General features: G+C 69.2%; 13 protein-coding genes and 1 pseudogene. 3 read left to right on the forward strand and 11 right to left on the reverse strand.

Annotation, left to right across the window (positions count from 1 at the left end):
- Window positions 1-36: 36 nt before the first annotated feature.
- The 10 genes from ACY0PA_RS16250 to folC form a co-directional block, all read right to left on the reverse strand.
- Window positions 37-1,971: a TIGR03960 family B12-binding radical SAM protein gene (locus ACY0PA_RS16250; protein WP_473085296.1), complete on the reverse strand. Its 1,935-nt coding sequence runs from the start codon at window positions 1,969-1,971 to the stop codon at window positions 37-39.
- Between the two features lie 34 nt (window positions 1,972-2,005).
- Window positions 2,006-3,517, reverse strand: a complete 1,512-nt coding sequence (locus tag ACY0PA_RS16255; RefSeq protein WP_473085297.1) for a CYTH and CHAD domain-containing protein — start codon at window positions 3,515-3,517, stop codon at window positions 2,006-2,008.
- A 258-nt stretch (window positions 3,518-3,775) separates the two neighbouring features.
- Window positions 3,776-4,972, reverse strand: coding sequence for a rod shape-determining protein RodA (rodA, locus tag ACY0PA_RS16260; protein ID WP_473085298.1), 1,197 nt, complete (start codon window positions 4,970-4,972; stop codon window positions 3,776-3,778).
- Window positions 4,973-4,978: 6 nt separating this feature from the next.
- Window positions 4,979-7,159: a penicillin-binding protein 2 gene (mrdA, locus tag ACY0PA_RS16265; protein ID WP_473085299.1), complete on the reverse strand. Its 2,181-nt coding sequence runs from the start codon at window positions 7,157-7,159 to the stop codon at window positions 4,979-4,981.
- Window positions 7,160-7,205: 46 nt separating this feature from the next.
- Complete coding sequence (gene mreD / locus ACY0PA_RS16270) at window positions 7,206-7,880, reverse strand: rod shape-determining protein MreD (protein WP_473085300.1); 675 nt, start codon at window positions 7,878-7,880, stop codon at window positions 7,206-7,208.
- A gap of 12 nt (window positions 7,881-7,892) precedes the next feature.
- Window positions 7,893-8,843 (reverse strand): rod shape-determining protein MreC, encoded by a 951-nt coding sequence (mreC, locus tag ACY0PA_RS16275; RefSeq protein ID WP_473085301.1) that lies wholly within the window; start codon window positions 8,841-8,843, stop codon window positions 7,893-7,895.
- 145 nt (window positions 8,844-8,988) lie between these two features.
- The gene (locus ACY0PA_RS16280; protein ID WP_018531437.1) at window positions 8,989-10,008 is read right to left on the reverse strand and encodes a rod shape-determining protein; all 1,020 of its coding nucleotides are present in this window, start codon (window positions 10,006-10,008) and stop codon (window positions 8,989-8,991) included.
- A gap of 315 nt (window positions 10,009-10,323) precedes the next feature.
- Complete coding sequence (gene ndk / locus ACY0PA_RS16285) at window positions 10,324-10,737, reverse strand: nucleoside-diphosphate kinase (protein WP_100594213.1); 414 nt, start codon at window positions 10,735-10,737, stop codon at window positions 10,324-10,326.
- 49 nt (window positions 10,738-10,786) lie between these two features.
- Window positions 10,787-11,140: a DUF4233 domain-containing protein gene (locus tag ACY0PA_RS16290; protein ID WP_473085302.1), complete on the reverse strand. Its 354-nt coding sequence runs from the start codon at window positions 11,138-11,140 to the stop codon at window positions 10,787-10,789.
- A gap of 6 nt (window positions 11,141-11,146) precedes the next feature.
- Entirely contained in the window at window positions 11,147-12,658 is a 1,512-nt protein-coding gene (gene folC, locus ACY0PA_RS16295) for a bifunctional tetrahydrofolate synthase/dihydrofolate synthase (RefSeq protein WP_473085303.1), read from the reverse strand.
- Window positions 12,659-12,782: 124 nt separating this feature from the next.
- Between folC and ACY0PA_RS16300 the strand changes: the two are divergent.
- Both ACY0PA_RS16300 and ACY0PA_RS16305 read left to right on the forward strand, forming a co-directional pair.
- Window positions 12,783-12,992 (forward strand): annotated as a pseudogene (locus tag ACY0PA_RS16300) (rod shape-determining protein); the annotation flags it as partial.
- A 258-nt stretch (window positions 12,993-13,250) separates the two neighbouring features.
- On the forward strand, window positions 13,251-13,907 hold the full coding sequence (locus ACY0PA_RS16305; RefSeq protein WP_473085304.1) for a hypothetical protein: 657 nt from the start codon (window positions 13,251-13,253) through the stop codon (window positions 13,905-13,907).
- 89 nt (window positions 13,908-13,996) lie between these two features.
- On the opposite strand, the gene ACY0PA_RS16310 is transcribed toward ACY0PA_RS16305, so the two are convergent.
- Complete coding sequence (locus ACY0PA_RS16310; protein WP_473085305.1) at window positions 13,997-16,645, reverse strand: valine--tRNA ligase; 2,649 nt, start codon at window positions 16,643-16,645, stop codon at window positions 13,997-13,999.
- 185 nt (window positions 16,646-16,830) lie between these two features.
- Between ACY0PA_RS16310 and ACY0PA_RS16315 the strand changes: the two genes are divergently transcribed.
- Window positions 16,831-17,805 (forward strand): hypothetical protein, encoded by a 975-nt coding sequence (locus tag ACY0PA_RS16315; RefSeq protein ID WP_473085306.1) that lies wholly within the window; start codon window positions 16,831-16,833, stop codon window positions 17,803-17,805.
- The last annotated feature ends 29 nt before the right edge of the window (window positions 17,806-17,834 follow it).

Below are 17,834 nucleotides of genomic sequence, written 5' to 3' on the forward strand. Positions count from 1 at the left end.
CGGCGTCCCGGCCCCTCAACTCCCGCTGGTCGAAAGCTACTTGACCACGGTCAGCGGCAGCAGCTTCTTGCCCGTCGGGCCGACCTGGATGTGCGTGTCCATCTGCGGACACACCCCGCAGTCGAAGCAAGGCGTCCAGCGGCAGTCCTCGACCTCGGTCTCGTCGAGCGAGTCCTGCCAGTCCTCCCAGAGCCAGTCCTTGTCGAGGCCCGAGTCCAGGTGGTCCCAGGGCAAGACCTCCTCGTACGTGCGCTCACGCGTCGTGTACCAGTCGACGTCCACGCCGAACTCGGGCAGCGTCTTCTCGGCGCAGGCCATCCAGCGGTCGTAACTGAAGTGCTCGCGCCAGCCGTCGAAGCGGCCGCCGTCCTCGTAGACGGCGCGGATGACGGAGCCGATGCGGCGGTCACCGCGGGAGAGCAGGCCCTCGACGATGCCGGGCTTGCCGTCGTGGTAGCGGAAGCCGATGGAACGGCCGTACTTCTTGTCGCCGCGGATCTTGTCGCGGAGCTTCTCCAGGCGGGCGTCCGTCTCGGCGGACGACAGCTGCGGGGCCCACTGGAACGGCGTGTGCGGCTTGGGCACGAAGCCGCCGATGGAGACCGTGCAGCGGATGTCGTTCTGGCCGGAGACCTCGCGGCCCTTCTGGATCACGTTCATCGCCATGTCGGCGATCTGGAGGACGTCGTCGTCGGTCTCGGTGGGCAGGCCGCACATGAAGTACAGCTTCACCTGGCGCCAGCCGTTGCCGTACGCCGTCGCGACGGTCCGGATGAGGTCCTCTTCCGAGACCATCTTGTTGATGACCTTGCGCATGCGCTCGGAGCCGCCCTCGGGGGCGAAGGTCAGGCCGGAGCGGCGGCCGTTGCGGGTGAGTTCGTTCGCCAGGTCGACGTTGAACGCGTCCACGCGGGTCGACGGCAGCGACAGGCCGATCTTGTCCTCGGTGTACCGGTCGGCGAGGCCCTTCGCGATGTCACCGATCTCGGAGTGGTCCGCGGAGGAGAGCGAGAGCAGGCCGACCTCCTCGAAGCCGGTCGCCTTGAGACCCTTCTCGACCATGTCGCCGATGCCGGTGATGCTTCGCTCCCGCACGGGGCGCGTGATCATGCCGGCCTGGCAGAAACGGCAGCCGCGGGTGCAGCCGCGGAAGATCTCGACGGACATCCGCTCGTGGACGGTCTCGGCGAGCGGGACGAGGGGCTGCTTCGGGTACGGCCACTCGTCGAGGTCCATGACGGTGTGCTTGCTGACGCGCCACGGCACGCCGGACCTGTTCGGCACGACGCGGCCGATGCGGCCGTCCGGCAGGTACTCGACGTCGTAGAACCCGGGGACGTAGACACCGCCCGTCCTCGCGAGGCGGAACAGCACCTCCTCGCGGCCGCCGGGGCATCCCTCGGCCTTCCAGGCGCGGATGATCTCCGTCATGTCGAGGACGGCCTGCTCGCCGTCACCAATGACGGCGCAGTCGATGAACTCGGCGATCGGCTCGGGGTTGAAGGCCGCGTGGCCGCCCGCGAGGACGATCGGGTCGTCGATCGTGCGGTCCTTGGCCGCCAGCGGGATGCCGGCGAGATCCAGGGCCGTGAGCATGTTCGTGTAGCCGAGCTCGGTGGAGAAGGAGAGCCCGAACACGTCGAACGCCTTGAGCGGCCGGTGCGAGTCCACGGTGAACTGCGGCACCTTGTGCTCGCGCATCAGCGCTTCCATGTCCGGCCACACGCTGTACGTGCGCTCGGCGAGGACGCCCTCGCGCTCGTTCAGCACCTCGTAGAGGATCATGACGCCCTGGTTCGGGAGCCCGACCTCGTAGGCGTCCGGGTACATCAGCGCCCAGCGGACGTCGGAGCTCTCCCACGGCTTGACGGTGGAGTTGAGCTCACCGCCCACGTACTGGATCGGCTTCTGCACATGCGGGAGCAAAGCTTCGAGCTGTGGAAAAACCGACTCTGCGGCTTCGGCAGGCATACCCGGGACCTTCGTGAGCTGACAAGGATGACTGTCAAGCGTAACTCGACCAGGAGACAGCCTTCGCCCACAGCGGCACAAGCTCCGCCTCGGCCCGCTCGGCGCCTGCCTCCTCGCGCCCGAACAGCAGCCCGTAGGTGAAGGCGCTCTCCCCTGCTGCGTGGGCCTGCGCCGCCAGGTCGCGCAGCGCCTCGCGCGCCATCACGCTGTCCTGGTGCTCGCCGAGCAGGGACTGGAGCGCCTTCGCGTGCTTGCCGACATCCTTCGCCCGGCTGCCGAGCGCGGGCGCCGCGACCTCGGCCGCGTACCGGGTGCGCTTGGCGGCCTTGCGGGCCGCGTGCAGGGCGAGGTCACGCGCCGGGCCGGGGTCCTCGGCGAGCGCCTCGTCGACGCGTCCCGCGAGCCGCTTGTAGTCCCGCAGCACGGCCTTGGCCAGGGCCTTCTTCGGCTGCTTGCTCCGCAGTGGGGGCGCGTCCACGAGTGCGTCGAGAACGGCGAGGAGAGCGAGATAGCGCTTGCCGTCGAGTACGGCGATCAGATGGCGGCGCGATCCGGAGCGCCGGGCCCTCGACCAGGTGCGCAGCCGGGTGCGGACGGGGCCGGTGGACAGCTCGCGCGGCAGTTCGTCGAGGGCCGCGGTCAGCCGCTCGGTCAGGACCTCCTGGTCGCGGTCGACACCGAGCTCACCGGCGAGCCACTTCAGCTCGTCGCCGATCGGATCCGTCACGGCCCGGTCGAGGATCTTGCCGTACGAGCGCAGCGCGCTGCGCAGCCGGCGCGTGGCTACGCGCATCTGGTGCACCGAATCGGGCAGGTCGCGCCGGACGGCGGGGTCGAGGTCGACGATCGCGTCGCGCTGGGCCCTGAGGTAGGCGAGGACGTGGTCGGCGGGGGTCTCGGGGTCGCCTGCGGGCCGGAGCGGGCGCGGGCCGACGCCGGTCTCCGTGAGGGCCCGCGCGAGCTTCGACGAAGAGGCCGAGCGGCTCGCCCCGGCCTTGCGGAGCTTCTTCTCGACCTTGCCGAGGAACGCCGGGTCGCCGTCGTCCGCCAGCTCGACCTCGATCTCGGTCCAGGCGGTGGCGCCTGCCCCGCCGGTGAGCCGCTCGGCCCGTACGCCGTCGACGCTGACCTCGGCGAGGAGCGCGCCGTCGGCGTCGGTGAGTTCGTGGACGTCGCGCGAGGAGCGCAGCCGCATCAGGGGTACGAGATCGGCCTCGCGCACCCGGGAGCGCACGAGGCCGGTGAGGTCGCGGGGCACGTCGTCGGAGAGCGGGGCCCGGATCTCGTCCCGTACACCCTCGGCGAGGGAGACGGGGAGTTTGAGGTGCCAGCCCGCGTCGGCGCCGCCGGTGCGGCGCCGCAGGGTGATCGCGGCGGCCGCGAGGCGCTGGTCGGCCGTGTCGTAGTAGACAGCGTCGAGGTCGACGACGCCTTTGTCGACGACGGCCGCGACCCCGGCGACACCGCTGAGATCAGGCAGCCCGAAACCTTCGCCGGCTCCGGCCGCCTCGTACTTCCGCTCGATCTCGCGCTTCGTCTCCGCCATCGGCCCTCCCTTCGAGTGAACCACCAGTCCGAGTCAGTGGCGTCGACGCCGATGCGTTCTACGTTGTGCACCTGCCCTCGGGCGGCGGTCAGGGCTTGGCCGTCATGAAGCTCGGTGGAGCTGAGTGAGAAGCCGCCCCGTCGCGGGGTGGAGGAGTCACGAACCGAATTTAGTCTCCATTCGGTTGCATGGGCAGCCCTCTGCCGGAGCCAGGTTCCCGTCCGGCTCCGGCAGAGGGCTGCGCCGTCCCGGGTTTCCCTACGCCGACATGGGCCGTTGGACGCGGATCGACTGGAGGAGCCCGATCGCCACCCAGACGGCGAACATGGACGATCCTCCGTACGACACGAACGGCAGGGGCAGGCCCGCCACCGGCATGATGCCGAGCGTCATGCCGATGTTCTCGAAGGACTGGAAGGCGAACCAGGCGATGATCCCGGCGGCGACGATCGTGCCGTAGAGCTCGGTCGTCTCGCGGGCGATGCGGCAGGCGCGCCACAGGACGACGGCGAGCAGGATCAGGATCAGGCCGGCTCCGGCGAAGCCGAGCTCCTCGCCGGCGACGGTGAAGACGAAGTCGGTCTGCTGCTCGGGGACGAACTGGCCGGTGGTCTGGGAGCCGTGGAAGAGGCCGGTGCCGGTCAGGCCGCCCGAGCCGATCGCGATACGGGCCTGGTTGGTGTTGTAGCCGACGCCGGCGGGGTCGAGCGCCGGGTTGGCGAAGGCGGCGAAGCGGTTGATCTGGTACTCGTCGAGGATGTGCAGCCGCCAGACGGAGATCGCGCCGAGCACACCAGCGCCGAGCAGGCCGAACACCCATCGGTTGGAGGCGCCGGAGGCGAGCAGCACACCGAGCACGATGATGACCGCAACCATGATCGTGCCGAGGTCGGGCATGAGAAGCACGACGAGCATCGGGACGGCAGCGAGGCCCAGCGCCTGCAGTACCGTGCGGTGGTCGGGGTACTGCTTGTCGCCCGCGTCGACCCGTGAGGCCAGCAGCATCGCCATGCCCAGGATGATCGTGATCTTGGCGAACTCGGCGGGCTGGAGCGACACTGCGCCCGCGGACAGCCAGTTGCGCTGTCCGTTGATCGTGTCGCCGAGCGGGGTCAGCACCAGCAGCATCAGGAAGACCGAGGCGCCGTAGAGGATCGGCACGGCCGTGCGCAGGGTGCGGTGGCCGAGCCAGATCGTGCCGATCATCAGGGCCAAGCCGATGCCGGTGTTCATGAGGTGCCGGATCAGGAAGTAGTACGGGTCGCCCTGGTTGATCGCGGTGCGGTTGCGGGTCGCCGAGTAGACGAGCGCCGAGCCGATGAGGGACAGGACGAGCGCCGACAGGAGGATCGGCCAGTCTAGGCGGCGCAGCATCGAGTCCCTGGCCATGAGCCGGGCGAGGGTGGAGCGCTCGGGGCCGTAGCCGGAGACGGAGAAGCCGTTGGTGCCAGCCATGGTGCGTCAGTCCCGCCTTCCGGTGACCGGGGTGCCGATGACCGCCGCCAGTTCCTGCTCGGGGGACGGGCTCGGCTCGGCGGGCTTGTAGGGCTTGATGGTCGGTGCGTCGATCGAGCCGTCCCGCTGGATCTTCGGCAGGCTCTTCTCGGGCTCGGGCAGCAGGGCCTTCTTCTTGTCGATCTTGCCGTCGGCGGAGACGCCGTACAGCGCGTTGTAGATCTTGCGGACGGCCTCACCGGAGGCTCCGGAGCCCGTACCGGCCTGAGAGATCGTCATGATGACCGAGTAGTCCTTGGAGTACGTGGCCAGCCATGACGTGGTCTGCTTGCCGTAGACCTCGGCGGTGCCGGTCTTGGCGTGCAGCGGGATCTTGTCCTGGGGCCAGCCACCGAACTTCCAGGCGGCGGTACCGCGGGTGACGACGCCGGCGAGGGCGGCGTCCATGCCCTTGTGGGTCGCCTTGGTGATCGGGAGCTTGGCCTTGACCTGGGGCTTGACCTCCCTGACCGTCTTGCCGTCGGCGCTGATGATCGCCTTGCCGATGGTCGGGACGTACTCGGTGCCGCCGTTGGCGAGGGCCCCGTAGATCATGGCCTGCTGGATCGGCGTGACGAGGGTGTCGCCCTGGCCGATGGAGTAGTTGATCGAGTCGCCCTCGCGCATCTTGTTGCCCTCGAGGCAGTTCTCGTAGGCGATCTTCTCGACGTAGCTGCCGTCCTTCTTGCCGGTCTTGCACCAGCTGTCCTTGTTGGCCTCCCAGAAGGCTTTCTTCCACCGGCGGTCGGGGACGCGGCCCGTGACCTCGTTGGGAAGGTCGACGCCGGTGGTCTTGCCGAGGCCGAACTGGTGGGCGGCCTTGTAGAAGTAGTCCTTGGGGGTCCCCTTCGGGTTGATGCCGCCGTCCTTCTTCCATTCCCGGTCGGCGAGGCCGTAGAAGACGGTGTCGCAGGAGACTTCCAGCGCGCGGCCGAGAGAGATGGGGCCGAAGCTCTCCCCCTCGAAGTTCTTGAAAACCTGGCCGCCGACCGAGTAGGAGCTGGTGCAGGGGTAGCCGCCGTTCCACTTGTAGCCGGCTTCGGCCGCGGCGGCCGTGGAGACCACCTTGAACGTCGAACCGGGCGCGGACTGACCCTGAATGGCCCTGTTGAGCAGCGGGTAGTCGGAGCCCTTGCCGGTGAGCTGCTTGTAGTCCTTGGCGGAGATGCCGCCGACCCAGACGTTCGGGTCGTACGACGGTGCGGACGCCATGGAGACGATCCGGCCGGTCTTGGCCTCCATGACGATGACCGCGCCGGAGTCGGCCTTGTACTTCTCGCCGGTGATCTTGTCGAACTGCTGGCGGGCCGCCTTCATCGCCTCGTTCAGCTCGTACTCGGCGACGCCCTGCACGCGCGAGTCGATCGAGGTGACGACGCTCGCCCCGGTCTCGGCCTTGTCGCTGTTCGCGCGCCCGATGACGCGGCCGAGGTTGTCGACCTCGTAGCGGGTGACGCCGGCCTTGCCGCGCAACTCCTTGTCGTAGGTGCGCTCGAGGCCGGAGCGGCCGACCTGGTCGGAGCGCAGATACGGCGACGTGGAGTCCTTGGCCTTCTCGATCTCGGCGTCGGTGACGGGCGAGAGGTAGCCGAGGACCTGCGCGGTGTTGGAGCCGCCCGGTCCCGCGTAGCGGCGTACGGCCTCGGGCTCGGCGGTGATGCCGGGGAAGTCCTCGGAGCGCTCGCGGATCTGGAGGGCCTGCTTGGGCGTGGCCTCGTCCGTGATCGGGATGGGCTGGTAGGGCGAGCCGTTCCAGCAGGGCTGCGGCGTCTTGGCGTCGCAGAGGCGGACCTTCTCCGCGACGTCCTTGGACTTCATCCCCAGCACGTCGGCGAGCTTGGCCAGTACGGCCTTGCCGTCGTCGGGCATCTTCATCAGGTCCGTGCGGGACGCGGAGACGACCAGGCGGGTCTCGTTGTCAGCGAGCGGCACACCGCGGGCGTCCAGGATCGAGCCGCGCACGGCGGGGCTGACGACCTGCTGGACGTGGTTGCCGGAGGCCTCCTTGGCGTACTCGGCGCCGTTGCGGATCTGGAGGTACCAGAGACGGCCGCCGAGGGTGAGCAGGAGGGACAGGACCAGGATCTGGAGGATGACGAGCCGGATCTGGACGCGTGGGGTCCGCCCGGTCTCGGGAATGTTGGTCATGCGGCCTCCCCCTCTCAGTGCGTGTACACGGTGATGTGCGCGGCGCTCACAGGCGCTTGACCCCCTTGATGCGGCCGGCCCGCGCGGTGCGCGCCCTGGCTGTCTTCAGGCGGATTCCGCCGCGCTGGTTGCCGATGCGCAGGCCCGTGCCGGAGGAGAGCCAGCTGGCGGTGACGTCGGTGGCCTTGCCGGCACCGGGCGAGGAATCGACGAGCGGATCGTTCTCGGCGCGTCTGGCCAGGGCGATGATGAGCGGGACGGTGAACGGCGCGAGGAGCAGATCGTAGAGCGCGGCCGTGAACAGCAGGCTGCCGATGCCGACATGGCGGGCGGCGGTGTCACCGACGAGGGCTCCGACGCCCGCGTAGAGCAGGGTCGAGCCGATGGCCGCGGCGACGACCACGACCATGGGGCCGAAGGCCGACCTGAGCTGGCCGTTGTCCGGCTTGGCGAGGCCGACGAGGTAGCCGACGACGCACAGGACGAGGGCGTAGCGCCCCGCCGCGTGGTCGGCGGGCGGTGCGAAGTCGGAGAGCAGACCCGCGCCGAACCCGATGAACGCGCCGCCGACGTGGCCGTACACGAGGGCGAGGGCGACGACGGTCAGGAGCACGAGGTCCGGTACGGCGCCGGGCAGTTGGAGACGGGCGAGTACGCACACCTGGACCACCAGGGCGACGATCACCAGGGGGGTGGCGAGCAGCAACCGGTTGAAGCGCATGGGATCCAGCTCCTACTGCTCGTCGTCGATGCCGTTGGCGTCGGCCGGGGGCCCGGACGGTGTGGCCGTGACGGTGACGGTGGGCGTCGGCTTGGGCTTGGCCGGCTTGGACGGCAGCACCTCGTCGCGCGGATCGGTGCGCGGGGCCTGCACGACCACGCCGACGACGTCGAGCTTGGTGAATCCGACGTACGGCTTCACATAGATCGTCCGGGTCAGGTCGCCGCCGGACGGATCGACGCGCACCACCTGTCCCACCGGCACGCCGGGCACGAACGGCTTGTCGGCCTGGGACCCGAAGGTCACCAGACGGTCGCCCTTCTTGATCTTGGCCTTGCCGTTGAGGAGCTGTACGCGCAGCGGCCGGTCGCCCTGTCCGGAGGCGAAGCCGAGCTCGTCGGTGCGCTCCATGCGGGTGCCGACGGTGAAGTCGGGGTCGTTGGCGAGCAGAACGGTCGCGGTGTTCGGTCCGACGGTGGTGACGCGCCCCACGAGCCCGTCCCCGTTCAGGACGGTCATGTCGCGCTTGAGGCCGTCGTTGGCGCCGGCGTCGATGGTGACGGTCCAGGAGAAACCCTGGGCCGCTCCTATGGCGATGACCTGGGCCCCCTTGATGCCGTACTGCCCTGCGCCGGCCGTCTTCAGCATGGAGTCGAGCTGGCGGACCTTGCTTCGGTTGCGGTCGTCGCTGCCGAGCTTCGCCTTCAACGCGGCGTTCTCGCGCTCCAGTTCGCTGACGCGGTTGTGCCGCTCACCGGAGTCCTTGACGGCAGCTATGGCGTTGCCGATCGGGTCGACTGCGCTGGAGACGCCGTTCTCCACGGGGCCGAAGACCGTGGCGGCGGCCCGGCGGGCACCGTCGACCGGCGAGTCCTCCCCACCGCGGATGTCCACCGTGATCAGTGCGAACGCAATGGCGATCAGCAGCACCAGGAGCAGCCGGCTCTCTCGTGTGTCCCTCACGTGCGGCGGCCGTGCCTTCCTCAATCGGATTCTGCGGAAGCCCTGAGGTACCGCAGGTTATGGGGAATTCTTACGCCTTGCCTCTATATCAACGATCCGCCGTACGAAGTGGCAGGCACTCGTACGGCGGACGTTTCGCGTCAGGTCATCTGCGCGGCGAGGCGTCCAGCACCTGCTGGAGCGCCTCGAACTCCTCGACGCACTTGCCGGAGCCGAGCGCCACGCTGTCGAGGGGGTCCTCGGCGATGTGGATCGGCATGCCGGTCTCACGGCGCAGCCGCTCGTCGAGGCCGCGCAGCAGGGCGCCGCCGCCGGTGAGCACGATGCCCCGGTCCATGACGTCGCCCGACAGCTCGGGCGGGCACTTGTCCAGCGTTGTCTTGACGGCGTCGACGATCGCGTTGACCGGTTCCTCGATCGCCTTGCGTACCTCGGCGGCCGAGATGACGACGGTCTTCGGCAGTCCGGACACGAGGTCGCGCCCGCGGATTTCGGTGTGTTCGTCGGAGTCGAGGTCGTACGCGGAGCCAATCGTGATCTTGATCTGCTCGGCAGTCCGCTCACCAAGAAGCAGCGAGTACTCCTTCTTGATGTGCTGGATGATCGCGTTGTCCAGCTCGTCCCCGGCGACCCGGATGGACTGTGCTGTGACGATTCCGCCGAGCGAGATCACCGCGACCTCGGTGGTACCGCCGCCGATGTCGACCACCATGTTGCCCGTGGCCTCGTGGACCGGGAGGCCGGAGCCGATGGCCGCGGCCATGGGCTCCTCGATGATGTGCACCTGGCGGGCACCGGCCTGCGAGGAGGCCTCGATGACCGCGCGGCGCTCGACACCGGTGATACCGGAGGGCACACACACCACGACACGGGGACGAGCGAGGTAGCGCCGCTTGTGGATCTTCAGGATGAAGTAGCGGAGCATGCGCTCGGTGATCTCGAAGTCGGCGATCACGCCGTCCTTCAGCGGTCGCACGGCGACGATGTTGCCCGGCGTGCGGCCGATCATCTTCTTGGCTTCGGCACCGACGGCGAGGATGCCGCCGGTGTTGGTGTTGATCGCGACGACGGACGGCTCGTTGAGTACGATCCCGCGACCCCTGACGTACACCAGCGTGTTGGCGGTCCCGAGGTCGACAGCCATGTCACGGCCGATGAACGACATTGAGTTCCCCATCAGGATTCGTCTGGCCTTCCCAAGTGGAGCGTTTGATGGCTTGTTAGGTAGGCGAGGTGGGTGCGAGTGGCGTGGAGGCTTACATCGTAGTCTCGCCTGCACGAACACGGCGCGAGGGTCTTCGCCATTGTCAGCAGATGAATCCCCGCTCCGCTAATGGGGACGTGCCGACGGAGTGTCGCGTTCCCCCAACGGGGGCGCATATGCCAAAAGGCGGCCGAATTTCTCCGGCCGCCCCTGTTCGGCGGCGCTCCTTGACTGACGGAGTATCAGAAAAAGAACTTTCCGGTCTCACGGACCGGACTACACCTGCCCGGGGAAGAAGATCTTCAGCTCGCGCTCGGCCGACTCCTCCGAGTCCGAGGCGTGGATCAGGTTCTCGCGGACGATGGTGCCGAAGTCGCCACGGATGGAGCCGGGCGCGGCGGCGATCGGGTCGGTCGGGCCGGCCAGCTGACGCACACCCTCGATGACCCGCTCGCCCTCGACGACGAGAGCGACCACGGGCCCGGACGCCATGAAGGCGACCAGCGGCTCGTAGAAGGGCTTGCCCTTGTGCTCGCCGTAGTGCTGCTCCAGGGTGTCCTGGTCCAGGTTCCGCAGCTCCAGCGCGCTGATCGTCCAGCCGGCCTTGCGCTCGATGCGGCCGATGATCTCGCCGACGAGTCCGCGCCGGACGGCGTCGGGCTTGAGAAGGACAAGGGTGCGCTGACTCATGGTGCGGCTCCAAAATCTTCGTGGGATGCCCGCACGATACCGGGCACGGCTACGCGGGGTTACTTCCGGCCTCGGCCTGGGCGGCCCACCGCGCCTTGGCCTCGTCGATCTTGCGCCCGAAGTGAACGGAGGCCCACCACAGCCCGGCGAAGCAGAGACCCAGGATGAACATCATCGGCACGACGAACCCGCTGGCGACGAGCGCCGCTTGAAGCACCCACCCCAGCTCGATACCGCCGCGCCGCCCGATCGCCCCGCACAGCAGCACGGACAGCAGCATGGCGACCCCGCACACGCCCCACACGACCCCGCCCGAGAGATCGCGGTCCTTCATGGCGACGAGCCCGGCGAAGCCGATGACGAAGAACTCACCGATCAGGGTCGATGAACACAGCACACGCACAGCGGATCAGCCCTTCCCCAACAGCAGCCGGGCCTCGCCGACAGTGATCACGGAGCCGGTGACGAGCACGCCGCCGCCGGAGAACTCGCCCTCTTCCTCGGCCAGCGTGATGGCGGCCTCGAGAGCGTCGTCGAGGCGGGGCTCGACCTGCACGCGCTCGTCCCCGAAGACCTCGACCGCGATGGCGGCGAGCTCGTCGGCGTCCATCGCGCGGTGGCTGGAGTTCTGGGTGACGACGACCTCGGCGAAGATCGGCTCGAAGGCCTCGAGCACCCCGCGCACGTTCTTGTCGCCGCTCGCTCCCACGACACCCACCAGCCGGCTGAAGTCGAAGACCTCGCTGATGGCTTCGGCGGTGACGCGGGCGCCGGAGGGGTTGTGCGCGGCGTCGAGCACCACGGTGGGCGAACGCCTCACGACCTCCAGCCGGCCCGGCGAGGTGGCGCCGGCGAAGGCCCGGCGGACGGTGTCCAGGTCGAGGAGCCGGGCCTGCTCGGCCCCGATCCCGAAGAAGGCCTCGACGGCGGCCAGCGCGACGGCCGCGTTGTGCGCCTGGTGAGCACCGTGCAGCGGAAGGAAGATCCCGTCGTACTCGCCGCCGAGCCCGCGCAGGGTCAGCAGCTGCCCGCCCACGGCGACCTGACGGGAGACGACGCCGAACTCGAGCCCTTCGCGGGCCACAGTCGCGTCCACGTCGACGGCCTTCTTCAGGAGCACCTGAGCGGCGTCGACGGGCTGCTGCGCCATGATCACCGTGGCGCCCTGCTTGATGATCCCGGCCTTCTCCTGGGCGATCTCACCCGAGGTGGAGCCCAGCCGGTCCGTGTGATCCAGATCGATGGGCGTCACGACGGCCACCGCCGCGTCGATCACATTGGTGGCATCCCAGCTGCCGCCCATCCCGACCTCGACGACGGCGGCATCGACCGGTGCGTCGGCGAAGGCGGCGTACGCCATCCCCGTGAGCACCTCGAAAAAGGAAAGCCGGAATTCCTCTTTCTGGTCGACCATCTCCACATACGGGGCGATGTCCCGATAGGTCTCGATGAACCGCTCGTAGTCGATCGGCGCGCCGTCGAGACTGATGCGCTCGGTGATCGACTGAACGTGCGGCGACGTATAACGCCCCGTACGCAACTCGAATGCGCCGAGAAGTGCCTCGATCATGCGGGCCGTGGACGTCTTGCCGTTCGTCCCCGTGATGTGGATCGAGGGATAGGCGCGCTGCGGGTCGCCGAGCACGTCCATCAGAGCGGCGATGCGCGAGACGGACGGCTCCAGCTTGGTCTCGCCCCACCGCCCCGCGAGCTCGGTCTCGACCTCTCGCAGGGCCTCGGCCACCTCGGGGTCCTGCGGCCGCGCGGGCACGCCGTCCCCCTGCGGAGCACCCCCCTGCGTGCGGAGGGTACGACTGCCGGCCTCGATCAGTGCCAGATCGGGGTCACGCTCGGTCTCGGCGTCCACGATGTCGTCGAAGCCGTCGGATTCGCCGCTGTCGCGCGGGGGGAGCTCACTCACACAAGCCAGTCTACGGAGAACCACCGACAAGGCCCGGCCCGCACCCCACCCGGCAGGTCAGGGACTCTCGGCCCGTCTGTTTGGGGACCTTGGTCCCTCCGGACCACGGCATCACCCTGCAAACTTGGCGATCACGGACATAGGCATCGATCTCGGCACCGCCAACACTCTTCTCTCCGTACGCGGCAAGGGGATCGTGCTCAATGAGCCCTCAGTCGTGGCGCTGCAACAGAACAAGACAACCGTCGCCGTGGGCACGGACGCCAAGGAGACGCTCGGCCGGACCCCGGGCTCCATCACCACGGTCCGCCCCCTTCGCGACGGTGTGATCAGTTCCCGGCCTGGACCTGCGTATGGCTCAGGCCACAGGCATCCCGGTCTTCCCGGCCGAGGCGCCGCTGGACGTGTGGCGCTGGGCTGCGGCAAGTGCGTGGAGGACTTCGACTCGCTCCAGCGCCGCCTCACGGCGGCGTAAGCGGCCCGAACGGAAGGGTGCGTGGGGGCCACGAAGAGCTGACCCGAACCGGGGACGCCGGGAGAGCCCCCGGCGCGGTGCGCCCCCACCCCCGTACGGAGAAGGTCCAATCGCACCATGTGGTACGCACACAACCCCGGCCGCCGCACACTCCAACTCCTGGGCGACGGCGCCGCCCTGCTGTGGATTGCGCTGTGGGCAGCGGCGGCGCTGGCGGCGCACCGGCTGGCACAGCTGGCGTCCCAGCCGGCCCAGCACCGCCCCCGTATCCCGCTCCTCGGCAGCTCGGTGGACGGAGCGCTGCGGGGCGTGGCCCACGCGGGCGACAGGATCGTGAGCGCGGCACCGGCCCCGCAGAGCCCGGCGGCCGCACAGGCGCTCGCGGTCCTGGGCGCGGTGGCGCTCTTCGTGATCCCGGTGGGCCTGATGCTCACGGTGTGGCTGCCCCGCCGCATCCGCTGGACGCGCCAGGCCGCGGCAGCGCAGGAGCTGGCCTCGACGGCGGACGGCCGTGAACTGCTGGCGCTGAGAGCGCTGTTGCGCCCGCTGGACGAACTGGCGGCGACGGCGGAACAGCTCCCGGCCGCCCCCGGCGGAACCCCGGACCAGGACCCGGACGTGGACCCGGACCGGGAACTGGATCCGGACCTGGACCTGGACGTCCTCCCGGATCCCGGCCCCGGCTCCCTCGCGAAGGGCTGGCGGGAAGCGGACCCTGTGGTGCTGGACGCGCTGGCGGACGCGGAGCTGCAACGCCTGGGGCTGCGTGCATAAAGCCCCCGGCACCCAGGGAAACGCGAAGGCCCCCCGGAACCAAGAGGATCCCGGGGGGCCTTCACCACACATCAGGCACGTCGGGCGCGTCAGGCCTGAGGCAACCGGTCCAACTGCTGCTGGATACGGGCGATGTCCTCGTCCGCCTTGGCGAGGCGCCCGCGGATCTTGTCGACGACGGCGTCCGGCGCCTTCGCGAGGAACGCCTCGTTGCCCAGCTTGCCCGTGGCCTGGGCCTTCTCCTTCTCGGCGGCGGCCAGATCCTTGGCGAGCCGCTTCCGCTCGGCCGCCACATCGATCGTGCCGGACAGGTCGAGCGCGACCTGCGCACCGGCGACCGGCAGAGTCGCGGTGGCCGAGAACGCGTCGCCCTCGGGCTGCAGCCGCAGAAGCTGCCGGATGGCGGCCTCGTGCGGGGCGAGCGCGGTCCCGCCGAGGTCGAGCCGGGCCGGCACGCGCTGACCGGGCTGCAGGCCCTGGTCGGCACGGAAGCGCCGGACCTCGGTGATGACCTGCTGAAGCGTCTCGATCTCGCTCTCGGCGGCGGCGTCGCGGAAGCCACCCGGTGCGTCAGCACCAGGAACAGACACAGCCTTCGGCCACTCGGCGATCACGAGCGTCTCGCCACCCGTCAGTGTCGTCCACAGCGTCTCGGTGACGAACGGGACGATCGGGTGCAGCAGACGCAGCGTCACATCGAGGACCTCGCCGAGCACGCGGCCGGAGACCTTAGCCTGCTCGCCGCCCTCGAAGAACGTCGTCTTCGACAGCTCGACGTACCAGTCGAAGACCTCGTCCCACGCGAAGTGATAGAGGGCGTCGGAGAGCTTGGCGAACTGGAAGTCGTCGTAGAAGGCGTCGACTTCGGCGACCGTCTTGTTGAGCCGGGACAGGATCCAGCGGTCGGTCGCCGTCATCTCCTCCCGCGCCGGCAGCGGGCCCTCGACCGTGGCGCCGTTCATCAGCGCGAAGCGCGTCGCGTTCCAGATCTTGTTGGCGAAGTTACGGGAGGCCTGGACCCAGTCCTCGCCGATCGGCACGTCGACGCCCGGGTTGGCGCCCCTGGCCAGAGTGAAGCGCAGGGCGTCGGAGCCGTACTTGTCCATCCAGTCCAGCGGGTTGACCGTGTTCCCGAACGACTTCGACATCTTCTTGCCGAACTCGTCGCGGACCATCCCGTGGAACGCGATCGTGCGGAACGGCGGCTGACCGTCCATCGTGTACAGGCCGAACATCATCATCCGGGCGACCCAGAAGAACATCAGGTCGTAGCCGGTGACCAGGACCGAGTTCGGGTAGAACTTCTCGAGGTCCGGGGTCTGCTCGGGCCAGCCGAGCGTGGAGAACGGCCACAGGCCGGAGGAGAACCACGTGTCGAGGACGTCGGTGTCCTGCGTCCAGCCCTCGCCCGTGGGCGGCTGCTCGTCGGGACCGACGCAGACCAGCTCGCCGTCCGGGCCGTGCCAGACCGGGATGCGGTGGCCCCACCACAGCTGGCGCGAGATGCACCAGTCGTTGAGGTTGTCGACCCAGTCGAAGTACCGCTGCGACATGTCGGCCGGGTGGATGTCGACCCGGCCGTCGCGGACCGCGTCGCCCGCGGCCTTGGCGAGAGTCTCGACCTTGACCCACCACTGCAGCGACAGGCGCGGCTCCAGCGTCGTCTTGCAGCGCGAGCAGTGGCCGACGGAGTGGACGTAGGGGCGCTTCTCGGCGACGATCCGGTTATCGGCCCGCAGGGCGGCGACGATCGCGGAGCGCGCCTCGAAGCGGTCCAGGCCCTGGAAGGGGCCGTGGACGGTGATCACACCGCGCTCGTCGAGGACCTGGATGGACTCGAGGCCGTGGCGCTGGCCGATGGCGAAGTCGTTCGGGTCGTGCGCCGGGGTCACCTTGACGGCGCCGGTGCCGAACTCCGGGTCGACGTGCGTGTCGGCGACGACCGGGATGGTCCGGTCGGTCAGCGGCAGCTTGATCTGCTTCCCGATCAGGTGGGCGTAGCGCTCGTCGTCGGGGTGGACGGCGACGGCGGTGTCACCGAGCATCGTCTCCGCGCGGGTGGTGGCGACGACGATGGTGTCGTCACCCTCGCCGTACTTCATGGAGACGAGCTCACCGTCGTCGTCCTGGTAGTCGACCTCGATGTCGGAGATGGCCGTGAGACAGCGCGGGCACCAGTTGATGATGCGCTCGGCGCGGTAGATCAGACCGTCGTCGAACATCTTCTTGAAGACGGTCTGGACGGCACGGGACAGACCCTCGTCCATGGTGAAGCGGTCGCGGCTCCACGCCAGTCCCTCACCGAGGCGCCGCATCTGGCCGGCGATCTGCCCACCGGACTCGGCCTTCCACTCCCACACGCGCTCGACGAAGGCCTCGCGGCCCAGGTCGTGGCGGGACTTGCCCTCCTTGCCGAGTTCGCGCTCGACGACGTTCTGCGTGGCGATACCGGCGTGGTCCATGCCCGGCTGCCACAGCGTCTCGAACCCCTGCATCCGCTTGCGGCGGGTGAGGGCGTCGATCAGCGTGTGCTCGAAGGCGTGGCCCAGGTGGAGCGACCCAGTGACGTTCGGCGGCGGGATGACGATCGTGTACGCCGGCTTCTCGCTCTTCGCGTCCGCCTCGAAATACCCGCGCTCTACCCAACGCTCGTACAACGGCCCCTCTACCTCGGCCGGCGCGTACTGGGTCGGCAGTTCGGTGGTGGGCGCTGTCTGCTGCTGAGTGTTCTCGGTCACGGGCTCAGTTTAGAGGCGTGGCAGGGGTGCCCCGAAACCGGATTCCCGTGCGACGCGGCGGCCGCCCCTGCCGTCTGGAACAACCTTTCAACAACCTGGCACCGATCCGCCCCCGGGTTCCCCACACACGGTCACCTTCCGCCAGGATGTTCGGAACGCATAAGCATCGGGAGGGAACCCCAGAAATGAGCTACAACCAGCCGGGCCCGTACGGCGGGCAGCAGCCTCAGCAGCCCGGACCCTACGGCCAGCAGCAGCCGGGCCCCTACGGGCAGCAGCCCCCGGCCGCGCCCCAGCCCGGCTACGGCTACCCGCAGCAGGCCCCGCAGGGCGTGCCGCCGCAGCAGCCTCAGCCCCCGTACGGCCAGCCGCAGCAGCCCCAGTACGGCCAGCAGGGCGGCTACAGCCAGCCCCAGCAGCCGGGCCCCTACGGCCAGCAGCCGCAGGCCCCCTACGGGCAGGTCCCTCCGCCCCCGCCCGGTGGCGGCAAGAAGAAGACGGGCCTGATCATCGGCGCGGTGGCCGTGGTCGCGGCGATCGGCGTGGGCGCGTACTTCGTGTTCGGCGGGGGCGGCTCGTCCGTGGCGGACGACGGCCCGCACAAGCTGACGACGCCGGCGACGGTGCTCGGGGAGTACAAGAAGTCGGCGAGCGGCGACGACTCCAGCATGAGCGACAAGGACGTCAAGGACGCCGAGAAGAACGGCGTCAAGAACGCCCAGGGCGTCGGCGCGGACTACCAGGCCGGAGACAAGACGAACCCGCTCGCGGCCAAGTACCTGAAGTTCATCGGCGTGTACGGCGAGATCTCCGACCCGGAGAAGGTCGTCGACGGGATGTTCGCCGAGATGAGGACGAAGTCTTCGGCGGACGACTCCGACACCGGCAAGCTGGTCGGCAGCCCGCAGAACTTCGACTCCGACGGCGCGGTGATGAAGTGCCAGGAAACGAAGGTCAAGAACGACACGCCCAGCAGCGGCGAGACCTCCTCCGCTCCCAAGGAGATGTCGATGCCGGTCTGCATCTGGGGCGACCACAGCACGCTCGGCATCGTCATCCCCGTCGACCTGGCGACGGCCATGACGGGCAAGAGCGCGGATCTGCAGAGCGCCGCTGACACGGCGACCAAGCTCCGCGCCGAGGTCCGCGTCAAGTCCTGACCTCGCACAGCACGGAAGAAGGGCCCCGG

It is taken from the genome of Streptomyces sp. DS1-CR2 (assembly GCF_055760475.1).